Source organism: Enterococcus sp. DIV2384 (assembly GCF_050534975.1).
GTDB classification, from domain to species: Bacteria; Bacillota; Bacilli; order Lactobacillales; family Enterococcaceae; genus Enterococcus; species Enterococcus faecalis.
Genome location: NZ_CP172905.1, coordinates 819,870 through 844,322, shown reverse-complemented (window position 1 = coordinate 844,322; position 24,453 = coordinate 819,870). Strand labels below are relative to the sequence as shown.

26 protein-coding genes and 1 tRNA gene are annotated in these 24,453 nt (G+C 36.7%); 3 read left to right on the top strand and 24 right to left on the bottom strand.

Annotated features, from left to right (window positions below):
• Positions 1-23: 23 nt before the first annotated feature.
• Together IGK54_RS04205 and IGK54_RS04200 are read right to left on the bottom strand one after the other, a co-directional pair.
• Positions 24-1,079 carry an endonuclease/exonuclease/phosphatase gene (locus IGK54_RS04205; protein WP_016634667.1) on the bottom strand — a complete coding sequence of 352 codons (1,056 nt, stop codon included), beginning with the start codon at positions 1,077-1,079 and terminating at the stop codon, positions 24-26.
• Between the two features lie 22 nt (positions 1,080-1,101).
• Positions 1,102-1,686: a hypothetical protein gene (locus IGK54_RS04200; protein WP_033595348.1), complete on the bottom strand. Its 585-nt coding sequence runs from the start codon at positions 1,684-1,686 to the stop codon at positions 1,102-1,104.
• Positions 1,687-1,862: 176 nt separating this feature from the next.
• On the opposite strand from IGK54_RS04200, the gene IGK54_RS04195 reads away from it, so the two are divergent.
• Positions 1,863-2,597, top strand: coding sequence for an alpha/beta fold hydrolase (locus IGK54_RS04195; protein ID WP_002358908.1), 735 nt, complete (start codon positions 1,863-1,865; stop codon positions 2,595-2,597).
• On the top strand, positions 2,594-5,125 hold the full coding sequence (mprF, locus tag IGK54_RS04190; protein WP_002358907.1) for a bifunctional lysylphosphatidylglycerol flippase/synthetase MprF: 2,532 nt from the start codon (positions 2,594-2,596) through the stop codon (positions 5,123-5,125). Before IGK54_RS04195 ends, mprF begins: the two co-directional genes overlap by 4 nt.
• Before the next feature lie 70 nt (positions 5,126-5,195).
• Here the strand turns inward: mprF and IGK54_RS04185 are convergent, their stop codons facing one another.
• Both IGK54_RS04185 and IGK54_RS04180 read right to left on the bottom strand, forming a co-directional pair.
• Positions 5,196-6,008 (bottom strand): pyruvate, water dikinase regulatory protein, encoded by an 813-nt coding sequence (locus IGK54_RS04185; protein WP_002355927.1) that lies wholly within the window; start codon positions 6,006-6,008, stop codon positions 5,196-5,198.
• A 12-nt stretch (positions 6,009-6,020) separates the two neighbouring features.
• Positions 6,021-6,650, bottom strand: coding sequence for a helix-turn-helix transcriptional regulator (locus IGK54_RS04180; protein WP_002355926.1), 630 nt, complete (start codon positions 6,648-6,650; stop codon positions 6,021-6,023).
• A gap of 169 nt (positions 6,651-6,819) precedes the next feature.
• On the opposite strand from IGK54_RS04180, the gene ppdK reads away from it, so the two are divergent.
• Positions 6,820-9,465, top strand: a complete 2,646-nt coding sequence (gene ppdK / locus IGK54_RS04175) for a pyruvate, phosphate dikinase (RefSeq protein WP_002376207.1) — start codon at positions 6,820-6,822, stop codon at positions 9,463-9,465.
• Positions 9,466-9,578: 113 nt separating this feature from the next.
• Here the strand turns inward: ppdK and IGK54_RS04170 are convergent, their stop codons facing one another.
• The 20 genes from IGK54_RS04170 to IGK54_RS04075 all read right to left on the bottom strand — a co-directional run bounded on the left by IGK54_RS04170 (position 9,579) and on the right by IGK54_RS04075 (position 24,451).
• A complete protein-coding gene (locus IGK54_RS04170) occupies positions 9,579-9,911 on the bottom strand; it encodes a putative quinol monooxygenase (protein WP_002358903.1) in 333 nt (110 codons plus the stop codon).
• A gap of 166 nt (positions 9,912-10,077) precedes the next feature.
• The gene (locus tag IGK54_RS04165; protein WP_368023812.1) at positions 10,078-10,563 is read right to left on the bottom strand and encodes a hypothetical protein; all 486 of its coding nucleotides are present in this window, start codon (positions 10,561-10,563) and stop codon (positions 10,078-10,080) included.
• 120 nt (positions 10,564-10,683) lie between these two features.
• A tRNA-Ile gene (locus IGK54_RS04160) sits at positions 10,684-10,757 on the bottom strand.
• A gap of 42 nt (positions 10,758-10,799) precedes the next feature.
• Positions 10,800-11,189 carry an MAG6450 family protein gene (locus IGK54_RS04155; protein ID WP_002410143.1) on the bottom strand — a complete coding sequence of 130 codons (390 nt, stop codon included), beginning with the start codon at positions 11,187-11,189 and terminating at the stop codon, positions 10,800-10,802.
• Positions 11,190-11,192: 3 nt separating this feature from the next.
• Positions 11,193-11,648 (bottom strand): Panacea domain-containing protein, encoded by a 456-nt coding sequence (locus tag IGK54_RS04150; protein ID WP_202255171.1) that lies wholly within the window; start codon positions 11,646-11,648, stop codon positions 11,193-11,195.
• A gap of 257 nt (positions 11,649-11,905) precedes the next feature.
• Positions 11,906-13,165: a LysM peptidoglycan-binding domain-containing protein gene (locus IGK54_RS04145; RefSeq protein WP_368023813.1), complete on the bottom strand. Its 1,260-nt coding sequence runs from the start codon at positions 13,163-13,165 to the stop codon at positions 11,906-11,908.
• 4 nt (positions 13,166-13,169) lie between these two features.
• Positions 13,170-13,373, bottom strand: coding sequence for a phage holin (locus IGK54_RS04140; RefSeq protein WP_010711247.1), 204 nt, complete (start codon positions 13,371-13,373; stop codon positions 13,170-13,172).
• Positions 13,374-13,375: 2 nt separating this feature from the next.
• The gene (locus IGK54_RS04135; protein ID WP_002367247.1) at positions 13,376-13,609 is read right to left on the bottom strand and encodes a hemolysin XhlA family protein; all 234 of its coding nucleotides are present in this window, start codon (positions 13,607-13,609) and stop codon (positions 13,376-13,378) included.
• 34 nt (positions 13,610-13,643) lie between these two features.
• Positions 13,644-13,781: an XkdX family protein gene (locus IGK54_RS04130; RefSeq protein ID WP_002380794.1), complete on the bottom strand. Its 138-nt coding sequence runs from the start codon at positions 13,779-13,781 to the stop codon at positions 13,644-13,646.
• A complete protein-coding gene (locus IGK54_RS04125; RefSeq protein ID WP_368023814.1) occupies positions 13,781-14,155 on the bottom strand; it encodes a hypothetical protein in 375 nt (124 codons plus the stop codon). Before IGK54_RS04125 ends, IGK54_RS04130 begins: the two co-directional genes overlap by 1 nt.
• Positions 14,156-14,169: 14 nt before the next feature.
• On the bottom strand, positions 14,170-14,721 hold the full coding sequence (locus tag IGK54_RS04120; protein WP_002417849.1) for a hypothetical protein: 552 nt from the start codon (positions 14,719-14,721) through the stop codon (positions 14,170-14,172).
• Complete coding sequence (locus IGK54_RS04115) at positions 14,721-15,038, bottom strand: hypothetical protein (protein ID WP_002383822.1); 318 nt, start codon at positions 15,036-15,038, stop codon at positions 14,721-14,723. Before IGK54_RS04115 ends, IGK54_RS04120 begins: the two co-directional genes overlap by 1 nt.
• On the bottom strand, positions 15,031-15,348 hold the full coding sequence (locus IGK54_RS04110) for a hypothetical protein (protein ID WP_368023815.1): 318 nt from the start codon (positions 15,346-15,348) through the stop codon (positions 15,031-15,033). The genes IGK54_RS04115 and IGK54_RS04110 overlap by 8 nt, the downstream gene beginning before the upstream one ends.
• Positions 15,341-16,249: a phage baseplate upper protein gene (locus IGK54_RS04105; RefSeq protein ID WP_368023816.1), complete on the bottom strand. Its 909-nt coding sequence runs from the start codon at positions 16,247-16,249 to the stop codon at positions 15,341-15,343. Before IGK54_RS04105 ends, IGK54_RS04110 begins: the two co-directional genes overlap by 8 nt.
• A 14-nt stretch (positions 16,250-16,263) precedes the next feature.
• A complete protein-coding gene (locus tag IGK54_RS04100) occupies positions 16,264-18,978 on the bottom strand; it encodes a phage tail spike protein (protein ID WP_430603243.1) in 2,715 nt (904 codons plus the stop codon).
• The gene (locus IGK54_RS04095; protein WP_368023818.1) at positions 18,960-19,694 is read right to left on the bottom strand and encodes a phage tail protein; all 735 of its coding nucleotides are present in this window, start codon (positions 19,692-19,694) and stop codon (positions 18,960-18,962) included. Before IGK54_RS04095 ends, IGK54_RS04100 begins: the two co-directional genes overlap by 19 nt.
• Complete coding sequence (locus IGK54_RS04090; protein WP_430603355.1) at positions 19,684-22,578, bottom strand: tape measure protein; 2,895 nt, start codon at positions 22,576-22,578, stop codon at positions 19,684-19,686. Before IGK54_RS04090 ends, IGK54_RS04095 begins: the two co-directional genes overlap by 11 nt.
• A 248-nt stretch (positions 22,579-22,826) precedes the next feature.
• Complete coding sequence (gene gpG, locus IGK54_RS04085; protein WP_002364485.1) at positions 22,827-23,180, bottom strand: phage tail assembly chaperone G; 354 nt, start codon at positions 23,178-23,180, stop codon at positions 22,827-22,829.
• Between the two features lie 53 nt (positions 23,181-23,233).
• Positions 23,234-24,076: a major tail protein gene (locus tag IGK54_RS04080; RefSeq protein WP_430603240.1), complete on the bottom strand. Its 843-nt coding sequence runs from the start codon at positions 24,074-24,076 to the stop codon at positions 23,234-23,236.
• A complete protein-coding gene (locus tag IGK54_RS04075; protein ID WP_010712243.1) occupies positions 24,077-24,451 on the bottom strand; it encodes a phage tail terminator family protein in 375 nt (124 codons plus the stop codon).
• Positions 24,452-24,453: the final 2 nt, after the last annotated feature.

Sequence of the window (24,453 nt, the reverse complement as noted above, 5' to 3'; positions counted from 1 at the left end):
AACAAGCACCGTTTGTACTTTTTCTATTTCAACCCCACTTCCATCTTCACAGGTTGGTGATCTGTATATTTAAATTGTTCGTCCTTTGTTTTCACGCTATGAACAGCCACATTATCAGAAACAATAAAACCATCAATTACATACACTTGGGATGTTTCATAAGAGCCAGTGTAAGGCTTATTAAGCACCCGCACAGTCGGTTGTTGGTCATCATAAGCAAGTGAAAAATGTTTAGGTAAGTCTGCTGGATCAATTTCTCCTGGTGCCCAACCAGCTTCACCTAGGTCAGGATATCGATGACTGCCTTTGAAAACTTGATTAAAGTCACCTCCAGCAATTACATAGTTTCCTTTAGCGTATTCTTGGGATAATACGTCAGCTAACTTTTTGCTTTGAGCAATCTTCCCTTCCCCATTGTCATAGGCTTCCAAATGTAAGTTAAAAACCACTAATTCTTTGTCTGTGCCTTTAATTGGAAAGCGCGTTTCTAGAAGCGCTCGTTTTAAGTTACTAATGCTAACGGGCCAACGAAAGGGATTGGGTAAAGCAATACGTTTGGCCTCTGTTATTTTTTCATTTGATAATGTTAATAAACCACTTTCTACTCGTCCAATCGGCGGCCAAGGAATGGGCACATAATCTACCTTAAAATTATAAGCAAATGCGCTGTTCAGCTGTAGCTGTTTTTGTAATTCTTCCTCTTGATTGACTTCATAAGAACGTTGCGAGCGACGATCAACTTCTTGAAATAAGTAAATCATCGCTGGTAATTCTTTTAAGGTTCCTTCAATGCCTGTTAAATTCTGTTGGACCATTGCCTTATTAACTGGTTGGACAGTTTTGCCACCGTCCATAAAAAAATCTTCTGTTTGTCCTAGGCCGGCATAGCCTATGTTATACGTGACTAAAGAAATGGATTGCTTTTTTTCGATGGTTTGCTCTGAAAATTGTTTATTTATAGCAACTGGTTCAACCGCTCGTGGTCGAAACTCTCGGAAGGTTAAATATCCTATCAAAATTAAAGCTATGCTTAGAAGAAGGACCATCAAGCTACCGAGATATTTAAAAAACTTTTTCATTGATTCCGATGTTCCTTTCACATTATGTCAAACCAAAAGTAGTAATTATCTTCGTTGCTACTTCTTCTGGTGTCATGTTTGAATTATTTATTTTCGTTATTTTTACATTTGGAAATGTACTTTCTAGTTCACCTTCGTGGCTTACTAATCGATGTTCTTTAAAGGTATTGAGTAATTCTTTTCGAGAAAAGTCGACATCGCGTTTTGAAGGTTTTGCCTCTAGCCGCTCTGGATGAACATTTCGTTCTAGGCGGATTGATGTTGAAGAGACGAGTTCGACGAAATAAACGGCCTCATGTTTATTAAGAAAAATTTCTGATATTTCTTCTAAAAATTGAAAATCCTGTTCTTGATCAAAAGCAATCACCACTGTAAAAATAATGTTTTTTGTTGTATTTGTGGCTGGATTTTCTACAAAGGCATGAAAAAGTTCCTTTCTAACGGAATCAGACAATTGAAATGCACGTTCCGTATACCCAAGATAGTTTGCAAATAAGTCAATGGTTTGATGATTAAATAGTAATTTAGCATCTAACTGCTTTTCTAAAGCCTTGCCAACGGTCATTTTCCCGACAGCTTGGGCACCAATTAAAACGATTAAAGACATCAACTTTCCCTCCTCTAGTCTAATTTTTAGGTGGCTATCTTCTACTATATCACACTATATTACAACACCTTACAAAACTGTTCGGAAAATTTTCTGTTTTTTATTACAAAAAAAAGACAAAAGACTCTATAATGAGAGAGGACTCGATTGATTATAGATGAGATAGGTGACGGAGAATGGCAATAGAAAAATATTTTCAAACAATAGATGGCAGTCAAATTTTTTATCAAATTTTTGGCAAAGAAACAAATTACCCCCTTGTGTTACTTCATGGTAATGGCAATGATCATACTTTTTTTAATTATCAAATTTCTTATTTCTCCAAGGAGTATCAAGTTATTGCGGTGGATACCCGCGGACATGGACGTTCCACCAATACACAAAGTCAATTAACTTTTCCGCTTTTGGCAGAAGATTTAGCTGGTATTATTCAACAAGAACACTTAACAAAAATTAATTTATTGGGCTTTAGTGACGGAGCAAATATTGCCATGGTTTTTACCCATTTATATCCTGATTTCGTCAACAAACTCGTCTTAAATTCTGGAAATGTCACCATGTCTGGTCTGAAAAAATATGTAACGATTGCCACTTATTTTCAATATTGGTTTTGTCGTATTGGCGCCTTTTTTTCAAAAAAATTGCGCGCACGGCTCCCTATCGTGGCTCTGTTATTTGAAGATACTGGACTGACAAAACAAGATTTAGAACACATCCCCTGTCCTACTCTTGTTATTACTGGCAGTCGAGATTTAATTGCGCTTTCCCATTCACGGGCGATTGCTGATGCCATTCCTGCTGGCAAATTGGTCTTGGTAAATAAACAGGGTCATTTATTTGCCAAAAACTCACCAGATATTTTTAATAAAACAATCGAAAAATTCTTAAAGGAAATGAAGGTGTCTAAATGAAACAAATTATTCATTGGATCAAAACGCATACAGGATTACTAAAAACACTGTTTGTTATTGCGGTCTCAATTATTGTTGTTGCCCAACTTTTATCAATTGGTAAAACGATCTCATTTGAACAGTTAAAACAGATTTTTGATGAGATTCCGCTATGGAAATTGTTATTGATGATGGTTATCGGTTTAGTTTCCGTTACTCCGATGCTAAATTATGACTTAACATTAAATCGCATTTTAAACTTGAAAGTCTCAAAACGGGAACTCCTTGAATCTAGCTGGATTGTCAATACCATCAATAATATTGGTGGATTCGGTGGTTTGGTCAGCATGGGACTTCGTTCTGAATTTTATGGAAATAAAACAGAGGAAAAGAAAATTTTACCTGCGTTAACCCATATTTTACTTTTTGTGTTATCCGGTCTATCTATTTATAGTATTCTTTGCTTTTTCCTTGTTCAGTTTGATCCAAAGATGGCTTATTTACAGCAATATTGGATTTGGTTATTAGGTGGCGGTCTTTATTTCCCGTTACTTTATCTTATTTTACATTTCCAAAAAAATAGTTCCTTTGGTAACCTCGATGCAAAAAATCGCTTATCTTTAGTTGTTTCTTCGTTTTTAGAATGGACAGGTGTTTTAATTACCTTTATTAGTATTGGTTACTTATTGGACGTGCCGATTCCTTTAATTGATATTGTTCCTTTATATGTAGCAGCTTCGATTATTGGGATTGCTTCGATGATCCCAGGGGCTTTAGGTAGTTTTGATGTCATGATGATTTTAGGACTAAGCAACTTAGGTGTCGATCGTGAAATTATTGTTTTGTGGTTATTGCTCTATCGTTTATTCTATTATATTATCCCTTTCTTAATTGGCTGTTTGTTCTTTACAAAACACTTAAGCCAAAAGTTGGATACTCACTATCGTCAATTGCTAAAACAAATTACTTTGGAAATTGCCCACAAGCTGGAAGTGGTTTTACTTTATTTTTCAGGAATCATGATGGTGCTCCTAGCCACTATTCCAGAAGCCTTCACTCAAGTGCATTGGTTAAGAGATATTAACCCCTTCCGTTCTCATATTATTATTCAAATTCCGAGTATTGTTTTAGGCTTTGCATTATTAATTATGGGACGTGGGATTGCTGATCGTGTTAAAAGAGCCTATTATCCAACGATTATTTTATTAATTGGTGCTATCTTGTATTCATTTGTTGTTGACTTTAGTATGTTTTCCATTTTCTATTTAGCTATTTTATTATTTATCGTTATTTTTTCAAAATCAGAATTGTACCGTGAACAACTGGTTTACTCTTGGGAGTGGATGACGATTGATGGGTTTATCTTTGGCTTGTTGACCTTGTTATACCTGGTAATTGGTGTTTATAATTTACCGAACTTCCCACACCATCGTCATCATTTTGTGGAATTTTTCTTGTTCCCTTCCGAACGGATCTGGTTGTCAGGATTTATCGCTATCCTCTTAGTTATGAGTTTTAACTTTCTATTTGTTCGCTACCTCCAAGGGAAAAAACACCAAGTGGGTGAGTTTCCAGAAGATAGTATCTTGCATAATATCTTAACAACTTATGGCGGGAATATTGACAGTGAACTTGTCTTTCTTCATGATAAACAGGTTTTCTTATATCCCAAAGAAGAACCGACTGTCTTTTTACAATTCAACACCATTAACAATAAATGCGTTGTGATGGGCAACCCTTCTGGGAACAAAGAAGATTTTCCTGCGGCGATTGATGCATTCCTTAAAGAAACAGATCGTTTCGGCTATGTACCCGTCTTTTACGAAACAAATGAGGACAGCGTGATGTTACTACACGAATACGGCTACGAATTTATCAAAATGGGCGAAGAGGCCTTAGTTAATCTAGAAACATTTACGATGTCTGGGAAAAAATTCAAAGGTACCCGCGCAGTGTTTAATAAAATTACCAAAGCCGGCTATTCATTTGACGTACTCCAACCTCCTTTTAGTGCCGAACAAATGCACGAATTAAAAGCTATTTCGGATAGTTGGTTAGACAATCGAAAAGAAAAAGGCTTTTCACTAGGATTTTTCGATGAAGCGTATCTTCAAAGAAACCCAATTGCTGTTGTCCGAAATGCTGAAGGAGAAATGGTCTCTTTCGCTAATATCATTCCTAGTTACACAAATGAAGTTGGTACCATCGACTTGATGCGTCACCATAAAGAAAAAGCCCCTTCTGGAAGTATGGATTTCCTATTTATTCATTTATTTGAATATATGAAAACAGAAAATATTCATTATTTCAATTTAGGGATGGCTCCGTTAGCCAACGTTGGTCAATCAAGAAAAAGTTTTATTCAAGAACGGATTGCTGCGTTAATTTATGAATTTGGTTCAGAAATCTACTCCTTCCAAGGATTACGCGAATACAAGGAAAAATTTGCTAGCAAATGGCAACCCCGCTATACACTTTATTCTAAAAGTAGTTGGATTGTCTACGTGATGATCGCTTTACTCATTGTCGATCAAAAAAATATTGACTAACAAAAAGAAGCCCAATTAAGTATAAAAAGCTTGGCAACTTCACTGAAATTTAGTGAGGTTGCCAAGCTTTTTAATTTCTTTCATCTAGTTTTTCTTTAATTAAAAAGGCTGTTTCTTCGACAGATTTTGCGGTTACATCAATCACTGGGATGCCATACTTCGCAAAAATTTCTTCGGCATAAGCTAATTCTTGTTCAATCCGTTCAACATTGGTATAACTGGTCTCATTACCTAAACCTAAGGAAGCCAACCGACTGCTACGAATCTGTCCTAATGTTTCTGGCGAACAAACTAAACCAATCATTTTTTGTGGATCCATTTCTTCCAAAATTGGCGGCAATGGAACTTCTGGAATTAATGGTAAGTTAGAAACGCGGTAGCCTTGATTTGCTAAATACATACTGACTGGCGTTTTTGAGGTCCGCGAAACGCCTAACAACAATATATCAGAATCAAGAAACCCTTGAGGATTTTTGCCATCATCATATTTTACAGCAAATTCAATCGCTGAGATTTTATCAAAGTAAGCACGATCTAGTTGGTGGCGTCGTCCAGGCTCTTCAATAGGATCTACTCCGGCTTTCGCTTGAATTAATTCAAAAAATGGCGCCATTAAATCTAAATATAACAACCCTGTTCGTTCACTAAATTCTTTCGCCGCTGTGATTAGTTGTTTACTGACTAATGTACTGACAACTAAGGCTTTATCTTTTAAGGCATCTTTTAAAATCTCCAATAATTCTTCTTCTGTTGTGACAAAAGAAAAATTGTATCGATTAAGAAAAGAAATATCTGGATATTGTGCGCTTGCTGCAGCTAACAATTTTTGTGATGTTTCTCCAAGTGAATCGGAAATAGTATAAACAATGATCTCTTTTTTCATAATTAAGCTCCCTTATCTATTTTGTGCGGCTTCTTTCGCTTGTTGCGTAATATAGGTTAAAATTTTCGTTTTCGTAATTTTTCCAATAACTTTTTTAGGATTTTCTTTTTCAACGACTGGCAAAGAATCCACTTCGTATTTTTGCAAAGTGTCAGCAGCTTCAAGAATAGTAAATTCTGGTGTGCAGGTTTTCACATGTGGCACTCTTGTCATACAAACAGCAACAGGTGTGCCATCAATATTTGTATTTAAAGAGGCCCGTAATAAATCTTTTCGTGACAAAACCCCTAATAATTCTTTTGCTTCATCCATGACATAAAGAGAACCGACATCATACATAAATAAGTTGGTAATCGCATCTCGAATTGAGGTGTCTTGGGCAACCATCAATGGTGGACTCATGATCTCCTGAACTTTTGTTTGAAAAACATCAAAAAAGAAAAAAGCCTCCATATTATCACTTTCGTAAGTATACCCAACTTTCGGACTTGCTTTTAAAATTCCTGAAAGTGTTAAAAAAGACAAATCAGAACGCAATGTCGCACGTGAAACGGCTAGTATGTCCGAAATGCGTTCACCACTAACTGGCTGATGCTCTTTTACAACAGCGATAATTTGCTCTTGTCGTTTACTTAATTTCATCATTTCCTCCTCAATTCCTCTTAAACAAATTGTGCATTCGCTTACAATTATACACATATTTATTGTTTTTTCAACATATTGACAAGAATTTTTTTCTATTGACAAACTTATTCCTGTCTATTATGATGTTTATTGAACATATAAGACACATATTAAACGGAGGTCACGCATGAAAAAGTTTATTTATTCTTTTAACGAAACACACAATGAAGGTAAAGAGACTCTTGGTGGTAAAGGGGCGAACTTGGCAGAAATGACACGCTTAGGTTTGCCGATTCCGCAAGGATTCACGATTACAACCCGTTGCTGTATGGACTATTTGGCAGATGCTACTTTCTTTGAAGAACACTTACAATCAGAAATTTTGAAAGCGGTTAAAAATCTAGAAACTGAAACAGGCAAATCTTTTACCGCAGACAATGAGATTCTCTTAGTTTCCGTTCGCAGCGGTGCTGCCTTCTCGATGCCTGGTATGATGGATACTATTTTAAATTTAGGTTTAAATGATCAACGTGTGAAAAAATTTGCGACCTTAACCTCTCCTGGTTTTGCTTTTGATTGTTATCGCCGACTTATTCAAATGTTTGGAGACGTCGTCTATCACATTCCCAAAGAATTATTTGACCAACAAAAAGAGCGCTTGGAACAAGAGCTAAACAAAAAAATTACCGCTTTTCAAGAAGCAGATCATTTCGCCTTGATTGTCCGCTACCAAGAAGTTTTTGAACAACATCATGTGGTCTTCCCGCAAGACCCTGTCGCACAACTTTTTGAAGCAATCAAAGCTGTTTTTGATTCATGGAATAATCAACGTGCGGTGGTTTATCGAAACTTACATCATATTGCACATGATTTAGGTACAGCTGTCAACATTCAAGAAATGGTTTTCGGCAATCGTGGACTAGACAGTGGCACTGGCGTTGTTTTCACTAGAAATCCGGTCACAGGGGAAAATCAACTGTTTGGAGAGTTTCTTTTGAACGCGCAAGGAGAAGATGTAGTGGCTGGTATTCGGACGCCAGAACCCATTCGTCGTTTACGTTTGACTATGCCAAAAGTTTATCAAGATTTTCGCCATTACGCAGAACTTTTAGAATATCATTATCGTGACATGCAAGATATTGAATTTACCATTGAAAATGAAAAATTATATATTTTACAAACAAGAAACGGGAAACGAACCGCCGCAGCTACGGTTAAAATTGCTTTAGACTTAGCCAAAGAAAATCGCATTACTAAACAAGAAGCACTGTTGCGTGTGACACCTGATACGATTGATCAATTAATTCATCCCGTGTTTGATCAAGAGAAACGACAACACATGGAACGTTTAGCTATGGGACTTCCTGCTAGTCCTGGTGCAGCAAGTGGCCAAATTGTTTTTACAGCAGAAAAAGCCAAAGAACTGACCAATCTAGGAAAGAAAGTCATTCTTGTTCGTCAAGAAACTTCACCAGAAGATATTGAAGGCATGGTTGTAAGCGAAGCAATTGTGACCAGTCGTGGCGGAATGACTTCTCATGCCGCTGTGGTCGCACGAGGAATGGGAACTTGCTGTGTGACTGGTTGTGAAAGTTTAACCGTCAATGAAGAAACCAAACAACTACACTGCGGGCCACAAGTCATCTTAGAAGGAACAATCATTTCCGTCGATGGCTCAACGGGGGAAATTTATCTTGGCGAAATTCCTACAATTTCTGCTGATAATAACGATGACCTTCAAGAGCTCTTGTCTTGGGCAGATGCGTATGCTGATTTAACTGTTCGTGCCAATGCAGAAACTACACAAGATTTAGAGACTGCTATCCGTTTTGGCGCAGCGGGGATTGGTTTAGCGCGAACAGAGCATATGTTTTTCGGTGAAGAGCGTGTCTTGGAAATGCGTCGACTAATTTTAGCAGAGTCTGAAAAGGAAGCAACCTATGCGTTGGAGCAACTTCTTCATTTTCAACAGGAAGACTTTTATCAAATGCTGAAAGTAGTTCAAGACAAGCCCATGGTGGTCCGCTTGTTAGATCCGCCGATGCATGAGTTTTTACCTCATGAAAAGAATGATATTCAATTATTGGCGAAGCAACTACAACGGTTCCCGGTGACCATCGCCAAACAAATTGAACGGTTACAAGAAACCAATCCAATGTTGGGCCATCGTGGTTGTCGTTTAGGTGTGACCCAACCACAAATATACAAAATGCAAGTTACAGCCTTATTTACTAGTGCCATTCGATTAGTCAAAGAAGGAATTACTGTTTATCCAGAAGTGATGATTCCTCTAATCGCCGAAAAAGAAGAACTTCTCTATCTCAAACGCATTTTAAAAGAAACGATTGACGGTCTCTTTGAAGAACATAAGATGACTCCTTTCCCTTACGAAATCGGGACAATGATTGAACTACCGAGAGCTTGTCTGATTGCGGATCAGTTAGCAGAAGAAGCAGACTTTTTCAGCTTTGGAACAAATGATTTAACACAAATGACCTATGGTTTTTCTCGTGATGATATCGGTAAATTCATTAATACGTATCGAGAAAAGAAAATCATTACCCAAGATCCGTTTCAATCACTAGATCAAACAGGTGTTGGTCAACTGATTCAATTAGCTGTAGAGAAAGCGCGTCGCACTAAACCAAACATGAGTATTGGCGTATGTGGAGAAGTCGGTGGTGATCCGCAATCCATCACGTTTTTCCAAACACTTGGCCTAAACTACATCTCTTGCTCACCTTATCGGGTACCTATTGCGAAACTCGCAGCTGCCCAAGCCAAAATTTTAACCGAACCGGCTGTGACTGAAGAACAAATGGTCCTTCTTTAATTTAACGTGTGTAACAAATGATTCATCCTTACAAGATAAAAAGTGCTAGGAACATCAGTCGAAACGATTGATGTTCCTAGCACTAAATTTTAAGATCAATGATTGCACTCTGGTTATTTTCTTATAAACGCAGCATCTTTTGTCAAGGGGTCTGTTACATCTGATACATATCTTTCTACTTTCATATGCAAATCATATTTTTCTCTAAGTTCCGTAATACGGGTCATCATTGGAGAAGCGTGGTGTTTGTCTAATGCTTCCTGATCTGTCCAACTATCAATCAGCAGAACTGTTTCTTCATCGTCCATTGGAAAAAAGTATTCATAGCGACTATTCCCTTTTTCTGCACGGATTGCCTCTACAATTCCGCTGGCAATCATTTCTTTGGCAAATTCTCTTGCACGTCCATTTGTCCCACTATAATAAATATTTATAGTAATCGCCATCTGTCTTCCCCCCTAAATTTACTTGCCTTTTTACGTTCCCGACTAAGGTTTTTCATCATTTTACTGTGTTCTTCTGTGTTCGAAATCACTATAATATAGCAATTCTGTTTTGTAAAGAAAAATAGAACTCTAAAATTTTTGGCACATTTTTTGGCACATTTTTTGTTTATTCTATCCAAGTATCATCAAAATATTCATCGACAAATTCATCTATTGTTTCGTCGTGTTCTGGTTCTTCCTCAAATGGATTTTCTTCAGGTATATGATCTTCGCTCCATTTCGTGAAGTTATGAATCTGAATATGTCTTATGTCGTAAAAATCTACTTCATTTTCTCCAATCAACACGACGTCAAATTCTGCCATCCCACGGAAAACTCCGAAAACGTGTGGCTTCACTCGTTCATATTCATCTAATGAGTTCAACTGGATTTCTAGTACCTTATTTTGCTTAATAGAGCGATCTAAAAAATATTCTATTTGTCGCTGTGATTGCTGCGGCAATCTATCAATATTGCGAGCATGATATTCATCAGTACTCTTTATTGCTTCAGTCAATTCACCCAACGGAAAAGCTGTGGGCCACTTTAATTCGAATGGCCTGTCAACATAATCATTGTAAGGTTTAAACTCTTTTTTAGTTCGTCTCACCATCTGATACACTCTCCTATCAGAAATATTATACGAACGTTTGTTCTATTTTTCAACAAAAAAATATTAACATAACAAAAAAACACCTATCTCTCATAAGAAAAAGAGGTAGGTGTTTAACTATGGACCATACAGGACTCGAACCTGTGGCCTAACCGTTATGAGCCGTTTGCTCTAACCAACTGAGCTAATGGTCCTGAAAAAATACCTCTTAAATAATAAGAGGTATTAATAAATTACTATTTGCATTTATGAGACTTATGTTTTGGATCAATCCTGTATATCACTAAATACCCGTCTTCATTATAATAACCAAATACCCTAAATGGATTTTGGTCTTTGCCATAATGATAAACTTCTCTTTTGATCCCATTAATTTCAACTTCTTCATAATTACTTCCTCGGCCTTTTGTCCGCAAAAATAATTTATCGACCTCTGTAATTGATAAATTTTTTCCTGCTGTTTCAGCTATAAATTTATCTAATTCTTTCAAAGAACCTTTATCCATTTTTTTGAAGCAGTATTTATTGTCCAAACACTCTTGAATACAAAATCGAAATTTCATTGATTTTCTATCTAAAAAAGAACCATTTTCTACAACTACATCTCTTGTTAATTTCTTCGCCAACTATTAGTCACCTACATACACACTTTTATAATAATTAGCCATGTCTTCTGTAGATATTTTTTCCCTACAACTATCTCCTTCTGAAACTCCAGCTCTTAATCTTGCTTGTTTCCAAGGTAATTCTGTATGAGTCAATGCTTCAAGCTCATTTGCTGACTTATCACCATAAGTAATCCAAACTGATTCTAGAACATCCACAGTTTGATTATCTATTGCAGCAGGTGAAGTACATTTAGGAATAGAATTCCATTTATATTCTCTATATTTATTATACAATTCTGGAGAAACAGGTCCATGCGCCCAAGCCTGAAATTCAGAATCATCTATTATGCTGTCATCTAAAAGTGCATTGTTCCACGCTTGTGCATAGTAACAAAGTTTTTGTAACTTTTTAGGAGTCATTGACTCTTTATTCAAAAACCAATCAGCTATTTCAAAAATACTATATTTTTTATTCATACTAGCCCCTCCTTAACACTTATAATATAACATTTAGCTACATTATATGCAATAAAAATATAGCATACACCCCTTTGGAAAACGGCATTAAAACAAGTTTAAGAAGTTTTTTTCACTTACAAACACGTAAATATGCCTAATCATAAGCTGGTTATCATATTTGTTAAGTTTAATTAAATAACAAAAAAAGAGCCACCTTGGGGAAGGTGACTCAAGAGAAATTTAAATAAGTGTAATCTTATTTTATATTAAAACTATCAATAGTTCAACGTTTGTCCTGGATAAATCACGTTAGGATTATCTATACCGTTTTGTTGTGCTAACTCTTGATAAGTCGTGCCAAGCTTAACTGCAATGCTTGATAATGTGTCACCGTATTGAATCGTGTAAACGTTGCTTACTGCTGATCCATTGACTTTCAAAACTTGACTAGGATAAATAAGATTTGGATTAGCCAATCTATTTAAAGCCGCCAACGTTTGATAGTCTGTTCCATATTGATAAGCAATGCTGGATAACGTTTCACCGTATTGTACCACATGGGTTGCCTCTGGTTGCTTATCAGGGACAACTGTTGCATCTGGCAATAGTTCAATATCCCCTTTACTAATCCACGATAAGATGCCTTCTAACAATACTCTGCTTCCAGTTACTTCTTGCACTTTGTAACTATTGCCTTTTACCCATTGCGGAATAGCTTCGCCAGTTGCCCATGCATCTACATTAAATTTCACTTTAACTGTGTCGCCGACTTTAACATCAGAATTAGATGTTTTTTCGATTTCTTCACCTGCATCTGTTGCTGGCGTGTCCGTTTCTGGCTTATTGGTATCTGTGTAGCCATTATCAGTAATACCTGTTAAGTCTACGTTACCATCTAACCCACCAGCAATATAAGTAGATGTAAACTGCCAAATTGCAATACCATCCATACTTGGAAAATAGTTATACAACGGACTTGGTGTTATCTCATAACTAGGATATGCAGCAATCCATAAGGAATTAGGGAACTCTTTAATAATTCGCTGATAGTCTACGTATTGCAACGTAAAAGGTTTATAGCTGTAATACATTGGCGTATACCCTGCTTGTTTGATGCGGCGCATACCATACAAAATCGTTTCTGTATTTGCGTTTACATCAGAACTAGCGCCATGTTCAAAATCTAATGCAACGATGGAATTTTTAGGTGTTTGGATGCGTGGCAAGAAGTAATCCATTGTCATTTTGGCAATATCCATGTTTCCCCAGGTGTCATACCAAATATAGGTATGCGCACGTTTACCTTGAGCAATAGCACTTGCTACTTGGGTTTTATAAGTATACTGTTCGTAAATACCACTTGCATTGTAGCCACCAATTTGAGCGATAGTAAATTTATCATGTGCATAGCCAAAGCGACCTTGTTCACCTTGATAAATCGCCCAATCCACACCTTGGTCACCTTTTGCAGCAAACACATTTAAAGGCATAAAAAATAGAGCGATTAACGCTCCTACTAAAATTTTCTTTTTCATTCGTTTACTCCTTGTCTTTTAAATTATAAGCTGACACGCCTGTTATTACTCCTAAAAAAGTTGCAATAGCATTGATAGTTAAAACAGCCATATCTGTTTGTTGCCAACCGTAGGCTTTGCCTAACGTTGCTACTAAAACAGAACTAGCAGGAAGCACGGTTAGCACTCCCCATTTGATGATTTTGTAATACTTGTCTGGTAATATCATTTCTAAATTCCTCCTAAGTATTTCGTGATTAAATAAACAGCAACAGAAACACCAATTCCTGCAATTGTTCGCCACGTCCACTTTTGATTCTCTTTTATTTCCGCAATATCGCCTTCATTGTTTTTGGCCATTGAGAGCGCTATGTCTGCTTTCTCTCTTAATTGTTCATGATTATCCAACTTTGTTTCAATCCGTGCCAAACGATCGACGATTTCAATTAAAGGCTCATCTTTCAAGTTATCGTCTCCATCCCTCTAACAAAAGAACCGCCTAGCTTTTGCTAAACGGTTCACCTGTCATTTTAGTAAATTCATCTTCTGTAATACAACTAGGCACAAATTCTGCAACCTGCTCTGGAGTAAATAGTCCCCAATCATACATCAGTTTAATGTCATCATATGAATACATTATTTTGCACCTCCGATTTGTTCTTTAATAGCGTCAATTTCTCTTGTATTTTGAAGAGAAGTAAGCATCGTCTTAGAATTGATTTGTGCAAGTGATTCTGCTTTAGCAGTTAGCTTTTCATTTGCTTGTTTTAACTCACTATTTGAAACTTCTAAGCCATTAGCAAGATTTTCTAACAAATTCAATTTTTTTGTATAATCCTGTGTCACTGCTTCTTCCCATTTTTGTTCTGAAAAGTTAAAGAATTGGGATTGTTCATTCACTAAATTTTCTAGTGGTTTCTCCTCTACAAATGGCAATGCTACAACATAATCATCTTGAACTTCAAAGGTTTGAAATCCTACTGGGTAGAGTACTTTATATATTTTTTTCATTTTATTATCCACTCCTATTTACGACGCATAACGCCGATTTCTCTAAAAACAATTTTTTTATTTGCTTCATTTAATGTGTTTGCAGTATCTCCTGTAATCACTAAAGATGTACCAGATTTAGAAATAGATATTTTTTTATACGCCATTGTTGGGTCTGCTGAAGCAGAACCTACCCATGCAACTGCTGGTAATTCGTATTTTAATTTTGTGATATTCGGAGTAACTGGTATTGAGTGAACAATACCGCCACTGTTATCGTTGTAACGCGAGAATATCAAAACAATTTCATCTACATTGCTGCTGTTTGAAATTGTTACTGATTGAGATTCTGTCAAATAAGCACCAGTGCCATCCCAGTAGTCTTTCACCACCTCATAGGTTGGTTTTGCATTAACTGATACAGATTTCCCACCAATTTGGATTCCATCTTGAAAATTCTTTGTCCCTAAAACAGTCTCATTTCCAACGGCCTTTACTAATTTTCCTTCCACGCCGTCAATAGCATCTGCATGTGTTTTCATATACTTTACAACACCATTTTCTTTTAGCTGAACGATATCTGCCATTACGCTTCACCTACCTTTTCAAATGTAAAAACTGGTAATGCATCCAATTTTGCTTTATCCGTTTTAGACATTAAACCGTCTTTTTCAGAAGTGGCATTGCTAGGAAGCGTTGGAATAACAGTTGTGTCTGGCAGTGCTTTTACATCAGAAGCAGTTAAAATAACTTCACCTGTATGACCATTTACAGACGAGACAGTGCCTGCTTCAGCACCACTAATTTTTCCATCAACAAATTCATTTAATCCAACAACGCCAGCTGTACTAGTTTGTACATCAATAGCTACGCCGTCTTTTTTCACTACATATAAATCAGGCATTTATTTCTTCATCTCCTTTTACTTTTTCAAACTCAACACCAGAACCACCTAGTTTTCCAGCTTCATAATCAGCTAAAATTAGTTTGAATTTTTCATATTCTTCTTGAGAAATCATAATCCCATCGTTAGGTAAATCTAAGTCTGCACGCGTAATAATAACTGCTCCAGTTTTTCCGTTAACAGATAAAACTTTTGCCTGTCCGCTCATTATTTCTGATAAACCAAGGATTGCTGAAAAATGTGTAATAGGAAAAAACTGACGTTTAATCCCATTTTCATCAGTTTCCATCATTCTTTTAGCATCAACCATTGTCTACACCTTCAATCGTAAAAACATTTTGTTTTGAATCATCAACTGTCGCTATAATTAACGCCCCTTCTTCAATTGGATGATTAACTGTTCCCAATACTTCAACTTCATGATTCTTAGAAAATGAATTATCCTCTAAAATTTCTAACGTGTTTACATTGCCATATTTGACGGTGTATAGTCGTTCTTCTAATCTCTGATACAAATATTCCATATCCGACAACAAACGCTCTGAAAGTGAATTGTGGCGCACTCCTTGTATGTCTACACGTGCATCCATTAATTCGGCTAACATTGTGCCGCCTGGATCAACAGATTTTAAGATATCTTTGATTGATTCGAACCACATTAGATAATCTGTTTCTTGACCGTTCCGCCAAGCTTCAAATGTATCTTGTTGATTTTTGCGCCACTTTTCAAACTCTTCTTTTCTAGCGTTCATCCATGCTGTGAAGTCGCCTTTATTTTCATTGATAAAAGCGGTCATATCAGCTATCAAATCTTCTATTGATTGCCAATACGAACCCATTTCACCTTCTGTTTTAGAAACAGCATTCACAACAAAGTAAGAAAAGTTCTGCGTTGAGCCAATTAGATTGTCGCCTTTATGAATACTGAAGTATGCTTCCTGTCTGTGCAATGACTGCATAGAATATTCATCAAAGGTATACTGGATAATCCCTTTTTTGGCATTCACAATTTTTGCTACTCGTTGAATCGGATATTTGTTATCAATAACTGATTCAAAAAAAACTTCGCAACCTGTTAAATCAAGTGGCAAAGCATTTTCAACTAATACAGCTTCTAAAACCTCAGTATTTCGGTTCCCTTGTCGCACATTTTGAATACCAATGTAATTGTATGGCTCCGTGGTGCTTAGTGTCGCTTGCCATTTAACCATTTGTTTGCTCCTTTCTAAAAATTAATAACATCACGTGGGTTGATTCGTTGCCACTGTCCACCTTTCCACACTTCAAAGTGAAGGTGAATACCTTTAGCAAGTCCAGTGGATCCCATTATCCCAACACGACTATTAGTAGTCACTTTTTCGCCAACAACTAAATCAACTGAATCCAAATGACCATAATAGGTCCAATAACCATCATCGTGCTTAATTACTACATAATTTCCTCCTGTTCCGTCATAAGTGACAGTTTCAACTGTGCCGCTACGTGCCACATAAACAGGGGGACTCGTGCCTGCTGGCACTGAAGCAATATCTATGCCGCCGTGAATAACGTTCGTTCCCCAGCCAATCTGATCCCATTCTTGAGTAATCGTATAAGTTGAACGAACAGGGTTCATCCAGGTTAGCTTGCTAGGTTTCAAGTCTTTCAGCAAGTTGTACCAATATTGAGCCATCGGAATTCGTTCTGGATGTGTGACCGCTGGGCGTTCAAAGTTCGCTTCAAATGCCATCGTTGCAGTGCCAATATCTGTTAGTGCTTTGAACTCTGCAACGGAATATGGATAAGCCGCGGAAGGAATATATTGACCATTATGCATATGCCAATCTAATAATTTCAGCTGCGTGGTAATATTTCGATAGTCGCCACTGATACCAGCTTGAGCCAATAATCGTTGCACATAAGCACGGCCACTTTCACCAGCGATTGGCGACGTCCATTGAACTAGACCATAACCAGGACCTCCGCCACCTTCATCGATATCGGGCATGATTCCAGATTCTTGATCCATGTTCCCTAAAATCCCAGCGGTTGCTTGTTCGCTGTATCCTTTTGATTTCAAGAACTGCCAAACCGCCCAAGCATTTTTCTCTTTTTCGGTTGTTAGCTCTGGTGGTACATCACCATCATTGCCGCCTGATCCATCACCAGGTATTACTTCTTTACCTCCGACAATCAATCTATCAACATAAATAGTTGATTTGTTACCGCCTTTTCCGATGAAATAAGAGTTATTAGCAAGATTCCACTGGGTAGCTCCCCTAATGATCAAACCTGTACTTTCTTCGTTAGAAAGACCGATGATGTTAGTGGGACTGTTACCCACAAGTAACAACGATTTACCATCTGTTACTACGGGATTACCATTCGCGTCGTTTAATAATGGAAATGGGTTTCCTTTAGTCCCCATGTTGCCTACAGGGCTCGAACCATCCCAAAACCCCATGCCTTTTCGGGTTAGTTCCATTATTTTAGTTTTCCCATTCCAAGCTTGCAGAGCGCCGTTAACTAAACGCAAAATATCTCCATATGCATTGAATGATGTCTCAAAAATATCAGATCTAATTTTCCCCGATCGGATAAAGTCGGCATTTAAAATACCATCAATGGTCCAAGCGTTTCTAAAGGGACCTTTCCATCCAGTAGTTGAAAAACCGATACCTTGGTTATTAATAGCGATAACATTCTTCGCGGTATCTGTGGAATCTGTATCCATAAAATAAAGCGTATGTGGCCTATTTTTAGGATATTGAAGAATACTACCACCTTTCACGCCATTGATTAAATCGGTAATGTAATCAATAAAGTTACTCATGTAGTCTTTTTTAGTTAAGGTTTTAATTGCTTCTTGAAAATCTTGACTTTGCTGTTTATAAAAAGCAACTTGGATATCTCCAGCAGTAATCTTTATTGTTTTTTCTGCTAAAGCATCATAGACAATCCCTGTAACTTTCGTTTGAATGTCAATATCATAAAACTTGTGATACACAGTGAACGTATCGAATAAATTATAGTTTCTCATTTTCGCAAATTCTTTTGCTTCTTCTGAATCTGTGAGTTTCTCAATTTCTAGTTCAATAGAGACTTTAGGCTTATCACTTCCTGGATATAATGTAGTGAAGTATTTACCTGCTACTTTATTTAAGCTGGATAAATCTTTTACTCCTTGATCTTCAGTAAACTGAACGTATTGAGCGTAAACATCTGGATACTTGGTAATATATTCGCTTTTAACCGCATTTCCATAAATCCGTTGAGAAGTTCCGTCTGCTCCGCTTTGTAGCTCTGCAAATGGTAAAACTTTAGTAACAATTGATTGCCAATCAAATTTAATGGTTAATCCTTTTAAATCCTTTCCATAACGAACAGTTCCAACGTTATCTCGTCCTCTACGTCTTAACAAAGATAATTTAAAAGGTTCTCGTTTGATTTCTCCACCCCAATATTGAAGCAAAGAACCTTGTTCGCCAGCAATACAATTAAGTACGTTTCTAGCTTCGAATACCGTACTAGAAGCTGTGTTAATATCAGAATGAAGTTTGATATCGCATGGTTCATCCATGTTCTGTTCGATTAATTTCATTGCTTCTGCACCATTACGATTATCAACTGTAACTAGCCTCACTTGTCTGTTTCCTAGTTTATAAGTACGAGATTGAGCATAAATGACAATACTATTGGTAAACGTATCTTTAAACGTTTGTTTGATCTCGAAAATGTGATATTCTTCTAAATCGTTTGGCTTTGCTTTAATTTGATAGCCATTTTCGAAATAATCACTAAATCTGCTAATCGCTGGATAGTCCATTTCTAGTTCATATTTTCCGTTTGCTTCTTCAGTGATTTCGCAACGTGTCGCATCAATAAGACGTCCTAAGCCGTTTGTTGTAAAATCTTTTTCTCCAGGTTTAAAAATAACTGGAATCAAACTTTCCGCCTCCAATTAGGCTGAACCTTAAACTCTGTCACTTTTCCAGTCCAGCGAAAATTATTTTCTCCACTTTTTAAAATTGGGTAATCTTTGAAAAGTGTTTTATGATCCAAGATTTCAAACGCTCCACCTGATTTTCGATAAGCTTCTTGTTTTTCTGAATCAATAATGATATCTCCATCTATAGCTTTTAATGCGTATTCCTGATTATTGATGAAAAAAGAAATATCCCCAGAACCCAAAATCTCAATAGTAGGTTCTGAAGGATATTTTTCTGTGTTTATTAATTGTTTAGGATTACTTGTCCAATATTGGCCAATACGATTTTTTTTGAAAGGTCGGATACTTACAGTAAACTCAAAAGGAATTAAAATCCCTGTTTTTCTTGTTCCTGTAAACTTTGGCGGACTTGTTACGATAGCTTGATAGATGTAATGTTCATCAAAATAAACTATGAAGTCCGAATAGTTGCCCATATCGAGCCAGAACGAGATTTCATCTTCTAAGAAAGAAACTTCTTGTAAATTTCTTGCTTTTGCATAGCATGTAATGGTGCGATCTACATTTTTATAATACTCAAAATCAACAGCTATTGAGTCATTACCCATTCGTTCCCTCAGCTCTACTACACGTCCCGCAGAAAGCCGTTCAGGTCTTTCTCTCATAAACACATTGAATTCAGAGCTATGTTTTCCATTAAGAAAAAACTGACCTCTTTTAAATTCCACCAAAAGCACCTCCTACTGCATCGCTATCTCTATTTTTGACGACTTGAATGTATTTAACTAATTTTTGAGCCATGCTAATTAATTGCTTATCATCTAATTCACCCATTGCTTGTAAATTAATGTTAAAGGTATCACCACCAACGGTAGTCGTTGCATTGTTGTTCTTATTCGATTTAGATGCTTGAGATTCCTGTTGACTAACATATCTACCTGTGACAGAAAAATCCGGTAATTCTGTTGGTAAATCAGCCATATTTTTAACCGATTTATCCAAAGTTCCTTTTTCTTGGTCAATGCCATCCACAACACCCAACACGATATTTTTACCTATCATGTCACGCATCCAACGTGAAGGAGAATGAATTTTTAAAGCTCCTTTAATCCCATCTTTAATATTCCCAGCAACTTCTTTAATTTTTTTACCAACAGCACCAATCATGGACCCGATACCATCGACCAAACCTTGAATAATGTTTTTACCAATTTCAAATAAATCAACATGTTTTAAATCTTCAAAAGTTTGTTTTACATTCGAAACCGTATCACTAACACTTCTTGTGAGATTATTCCATGCGTTTTTAGCCCCTTGTACCATGTTGTTGAAGGTTTCTATTGTGCCATTCCTAATTCTATACCAGGTTTGAACAACTCCATCTTTTATTCCAATTGCCGTATCAACAATCCACTGTTTGAAATTGGACCATGTATCTTTTGACCATTGAACAGTTGCATTAAATGTATCAATGGTTCCTTGTTTTAGGTTGTTCCAGCCATCAATTACACCATTTTTAATGTTTTCTACTGTTTCAAAGAACCAAGTTTTCAAACTTTCCCATATTCTAATTGCTTCAAATTTAATATTTATCCACGTTTCGATGATAGAATATTTAATTTCAATCCAAACGTTGATTGCTCCGTATTTAATGTCAATCCAAAGTAAGGTGAAAAATAACTTCACATCAATCCAAATCTTTTTAATTGTCAACATCAGTCCATTAAAAATAGAAGTGACTGAATAGGAAATAGCTGTGACAGTGTTATAAAAGATATTTTTAATACCAAACCAAATAGTTTGGGCTGCTTCAGCAATATTATCCCAGACAGCAATCATGTTCTCTTTTGCTTCTTCCCATCCGCCTGTAATCATTGATGTGATGAAAAGTATTGGAGCTAACAGAACATTTTTTAGAATGGTAACGACATTTTCAGCGATCATTTTGACATTTTCAATGTTCGCTTTCATAGCGTTAACAACCATTTTAAACGCGTTTTTGATTCCTGTTACATATGGACCAATATATTTCCAAACAAAATCAAATGCTGTTGTGAAAACATCTGATATTGATTTTCCAATACCCTTAAACCAATCTTTCGCATTATCAAAGCCATTTTTAAAACTTTCACCGACACTTTTAGCACTATCAGCAGCACCCTGCTTGATATTTTCCCATGTGTTTTTTGAGCCTTCTTTTGTTGAATCCCAAAGTCCACTAAAGAATTCTTTAGTACCATTCCATTTATTTTTAACCCAGTCGGCTGCATTTCCAGGTGCTTCTTTCATCCATGTACCAGCATTTGAAAAAGCTTCTTTTGTGCCATCCCACATATTGCTGAAGAATTCCATTGTCGAATCCCAAGCTTTTACAACTACATCAGCAGCGCTTGAAATGACCTCCTGGATGTTTTTCCAAATGTTTTTAACAGCATCTCTAAAACCTTCATTGGTTTTCCAAAGATAAATAAATCCTGTGACTAACCCTACAACCGCAGCTAGAATAGCGACAAAAGGATTTGCTAACATTGTTGAATTAAGTATCGCTTGCGCAATTGATAGTCCTTCCGTTGCTTTTTGCCAAGCTGTAAATGCTGCACTTACTTTTTTAGCAAGCATTAACGTCCCGATGCTACCCGCTAAACCCGCAAGTAGCGGTGCATAAGGCTTTAACGTATCATACAATGTTTTAACTGTTTTTATCATTGGTGGAATCGTCTCAGCAAACTTAGATAAAGCTGCTTCCATCTTTGCGCCTTTGTCAGCAATGATTTCACTAATACTTCCAAAACCTGCACTTTTTAAGCCTTCGTCAATTTTAGTTACAACGTTAGCCACACCACGAACGATTGCTGTCTTCATGTTAGCCAATCCGGTTTTAATACCCGCGGTAGAATCTTTAGCAATCTGCTCTAATGATTTAAGGCCTCCACCGCCCTCTTTATTCAATTTAATTAGAGAGTCTTGAAATTCTTCAACTGAAATTGAACCATCAGAGAGACCTTCTTTCATCTGACCAGCAGTTAATCCCATTTGTTTTGCTAATGCATTTAGAGCTGGACCCAAACCACTGTTAATCATTGAGTTCCAAGTTTGCGCATCTACTTTACCATTTGAAAACGATTGGGACAGCTGGATGATGGCGTTGTCTACCATCTCAGCAGAACCACCGAAACCGAGAATTCCGTTATTTAAAGCCGCAAAAATCTGTTCTGATTTCCCTAAGTCATTTGTAGACGAAGCAATTAATTGAACATCTTTAATTGCGCTGTCTAAAGGTGTAGGCAACCCTTGGATACTCTTCTTTAAGCTATCCATTGTTTTTGATGTTTCACCAGCTGAAAAGCCCATATTTTCAAATACACGGTTTGCATTATTTAACGTATCCACACGATTAATGGCCCCATCGATGTTGCTGGTAATCAGCCCAATTCCTTTTGAAATGATTTTGGTTGCTCCGCTGGCTAAAAAGTTACCAACAAATGACGTCCAAATAGATCCAAGAGAGCGGCCGCCTTTTTGTCCTGTTCTGTCAACCTCTCCATCAAAACCTTGCAACTTTTTTACTGCCGAATTTAGACCTTGGGAGAATCCTGATTCATCTAGTATCATTTTTAAGACTAAGTCTTCATTGTTCAATAAGTACCCCCTCCCTTCTTAGAACATTGTGTGTTCATCAAGGAATTTAAGTTCTTCAAATTCTTTAACAGCATCTCTGAACGCATAAAGCTTCATAAGTTCGTTCAAGTCTGTATTCTCAATTTCGTTTAGTGTCCACCCATTTTCAAGCAACGCAATTTTTAATTCTGCTTCTCGGTACTGTGGACTAAATTTAAAATGAGGATGATAAAGGAGATCTATTACTTTTTTTTCTGATCAGAATAAACTGCATCATAACCGCTAGAAACAGACCCTAATAGTTGCCCCGTAATTTTTAAGATTTCACGTGCATCCATTCCGTCAAGAAATTCTTGGCCCGTAAATTGACCTTCAAAAATAACTTTTGCGATAAAGTCATAACACTTACGCAAGACAGGCCGAATTTCCTCCATGTCGTTTGTTTTGACGATTTCTTCTAGTTCTACTTGTAATTCTGTTGCATCTTCCATAACAGATCCTGGTAACATTTCAGCAGATTTAAATTGTTTAGTGGTGAAATTGCCTTCTTCATCTTTCAAATAAAGTTTAATTGTCGTTTGTAATTTGCTTGCCATTTTTTTAGTTCCTCCATATAGATAGGACGACACTTGGCCGTCCTTAAATTTTATTATGCATTAACTGTTACGTTGCATTCAGCTGTATGGTTGCCATCTTCAGTAGTGACAACAATATTTGTGGTTCCTGCTGCTACTGCTGTAACTTTTCCTTGTACAGGTGTTACTGTTGCAATTGAAGTATCATTTGATTTTAATGAATATTTTTTGTTGTTTGCATTTTCAGGTGTAATTGTTGGCGTTAGAGTTGCGGTTTCACCAACCGTTAGAACTAATTCCGTTTTATCTAAAGTTACACCACTGACAGGATTTGTAGACTCTTCACGTGGATTAGTAACCTTAGTAAACCAATTTTTGATCATATCTAAGTCAACACCTTCATCGTCTTCATCGACTGAATACATGTATCCGACACCAGGAACATCAACAAATGAACCTGTCCACTCTGGATGAGTGTAAGATACTGAACTACCTTCTAGAGTTGATGATTCATCAGAAGTCAATGCAAATTTTCCTTTATAAAAAATTGTATAGCGATATTTACCATTTGATTTACGACGGCGATAAGCAAATGCTCCATCTGGTGCAATATCATCTGCGGATCGTAAAACACCGCCTTTCAATTTTTCACCACCCGTAATTTCAGCTAAAACTTCATTTTGATATCCATTTGTTTCCAAAGTAACTTCTGCACCACCAAATGCAACGTACTGATCTTGAACTACACTATCGCCATAGTCAGGCGTTGTTTCTGTTGTAACATCTGGTTTAATACTTACTGCAGTCCCGATTGTTGTTGGCTCTCCGTAGATTGGGAAAGTACCTGTGTCATCTGTTAATGGGAACCAGGTTGGTTTCTCCACAGAAATGACACTTATATTTTTTTTAACTGCCATCTATTCTTCACTCCATTCGATTAATTGAGGAAAAGCAACATTAAAATTAACATGTTGAATTCCATCTGTTTTAAATGTCTGATAATCTTCTGAAAATAGTTCATTTTCATCTAAATTCAAGACATTAAAAAAAGCCCCACAGTTTTCTGTTAGGCTTGTTACTAATTGTTTATTTTTCTTGCTATCAACTAACGCAATATCAACGTTATATGCTTTATTCTGAACGTTTTGGCCAACATTATCAGTCATGCTTTCTTCTACGCTTAAAACAAAATAAAACGGTTCTGACGATTGCATCACATCATCAAGATAGATAGGTGCATCCGAGAACTGTTTTATTTTGCTAGTAAGCATTTTTAAAATTTTATCGTACATAC